This window comes from Xenorhabdus lircayensis (assembly GCF_016306625.1).
GTDB lineage: Bacteria > Pseudomonadota > Gammaproteobacteria > Enterobacterales > Enterobacteriaceae > Xenorhabdus > Xenorhabdus lircayensis.
The window spans coordinates 1-2,243 of sequence record NZ_JACOII010000087.1; the positions used below are offsets into that span (position 1 = coordinate 1).

1 protein-coding gene is annotated in these 2,243 nt (G+C 61.6%); it reads left to right on the forward strand.

Annotated features, from left to right (window positions below):
* Positions 1-2,243: condensation domain-containing protein (locus tag H8A87_RS19280; protein WP_198691495.1), on the forward strand; the 2,243-nt coding region annotated here is incomplete at both ends.

The following is a 2,243-nucleotide window of genomic DNA, read 5'->3' on the forward strand; positions in this document are numbered from 1 at the left end:
CGGCGTACGCGAGGCGGTGGTGATTGCCCGCGGAGACGACGCCGATCAGAAGCGTCTGGTGGCTTATCTGCTCGCCGAACCGAAGGCGGAACTTGAGCCGGCAGCATTGCGTCAGCAGCTTGCACAGCATCTTGCCGACTATATGCTGCCCAGCGCTTTTGTGACGCTCGATGCTTTCCCGCTGACCCCCAATGGCAAACTCAACCGTCGAGCACTGCCGGAGCCGGATCAAACGGCGGTCGTGACACGTGGCTATGAAGCCCCTGTGGGTGACATGGAAATGGCGCTGGCCGAGATCTGGCAAACGTTACTGGGGCTGGAACAGGTCGGTCGCCATGATCATTTCTTTGAGCTGGGCGGGCATTCCCTGCTCGCCGTTCAGCTTACCGCGCGGGTACGTCAGGCGCTGGCACGGGAACTGTCCTTGCAGCAACTCTTCGCCCATCCGGTTCTCGCCGATTTGGCGGCCGTGCTCACCGGCGCATCCGCCGCCGTGCTCACCGTCATTCCGGCGGTGGATCGCAGTCAACCACGGCCCCTCTCTTTCGCCCAGCAACGCCTGTGGTTCCTCGCCCGACTCGATCCCGCCGCCAGTCTCGCCTACCATATGCCGGCGGTGCTGCGCCTGAGCGGTCAACTCAACCCGGCGGCATTCACGGCCGCGCTTGATCGCCTCGTCGCCCGGCATGAAAGCCTGCGCACCCGCTTCGTTTTAGTGGATGAACAGCCTTGCCAGCACATCGATGCCGAGGATACCGGCTTTGCCCTGCACTATCAGGATTTGCGTTCATGGGAGGCGGCCGCCCAACAGCAACACATTGCTGAACGGGCTGAACGCGATATGCACACCCCGTTTGATTTCGCGCACGGCCCACTGATCCGGGGTCAATTGCTGCAACTGGCGGACGAAGAACATGTGTGGATCCTCACCCAGCATCACATCATTTCCGACGGTTGGTCAGTGGGGATTTTGATCCGTGAACTGGGGGAACTCTACCGCGCCGCACTTGAGAATGATGCCCCCCCCCTTTCTTCCCTGCCCATTCAGTACACCGACTATGCCGTGTGGCAACGGGAGAGGTTACAAGGGGCCATCTTAGCGGCCCAACGGGATTTTTGGCGGGAACAACTTCATGGCGCACCAACGTTGCTGGAGCTGCCCACCGACCGTCCACGCCCACCAGAGCAGCGTTATGCCGGCGGCCACGTCCCCGTCCATTTCAATGAAGACTTAGTGATCGCCCTCAAGACGCTCGGGCAGCGGCAGGGAACAACGTTATTTATGACCCTGCTGGCGGCATGGGGGATCGTGCTCGCCCGCCTCAGTAGTCAGGATGATATTGTCATCGGTACCCCCGTCGCCAACCGCCAACGGAGTGAACTGGAAGGGCTGATCGGCTTTTTCGTCAATACCCTGCCGTTGCGTATTGAGTCCGGTCGTTGCAGTACCGTAGCAGAACTGCTTGCCCATGTCCGCGAACGGGCACTGGCGGCCTATGCACATCAAGACCTGCCGTTTGAGCAGATAGTGGATGCCCTGCAACCGGAGCGCAGCCTGAGCTACAGCCCGATTTTTCAGGTCATGCTGGCGCTGGACAATACCCCCGCCCAGTCCCTGGAGTTACCCGGCCTGTCCGTCTCGCCGGTCGGACAAACCCGTCACAGCGCCCACTTTGACCTGACGCTGTCACTTACCGACACCCTGGATGGCCTCGGGGGCTATCTGGAATATGCTTCAGACCTGTTCGACCGTGCGACGGCTGAACGGATGGTGGGCTATCTCACCCGGGTGCTGACCGCCATGACGGCCGATGAAACCCAGATCATTGCCCATCTGCCCATCTTGTCCGCCACAGAACGTCAGCAGTTGCTGGGTGATTTCAACGCCACCCAGGCCGATTTTCCGCAGGATGTGCTGATTCAGCAACTGTTCGAAGCGCAGGTGCAACGCACCCCCGACGCCCTCGCCGTGATTTTTGAGGCACAGTCGCTGAGCTACGGGGAACTGAACCGCCGGGCCAACCGGCTGGCCCACCACCTGATCGCGCGGGGCGTGCGCCCTGATGATCGCGTGGCGCTGTGTGTTGAACGGGGGGTGGACATGATCACTGGCCTGTTCGGGATCTTAAAAGCCGGCGGGGCCTATGTGCCGCTCGATCCGGCCTACCCCGCCGAACGGCTGGCCTATATGCTTGATGATGCCGCCCCGGTGGCGGTACTGACCCAGACCGCCCTGCGCCATC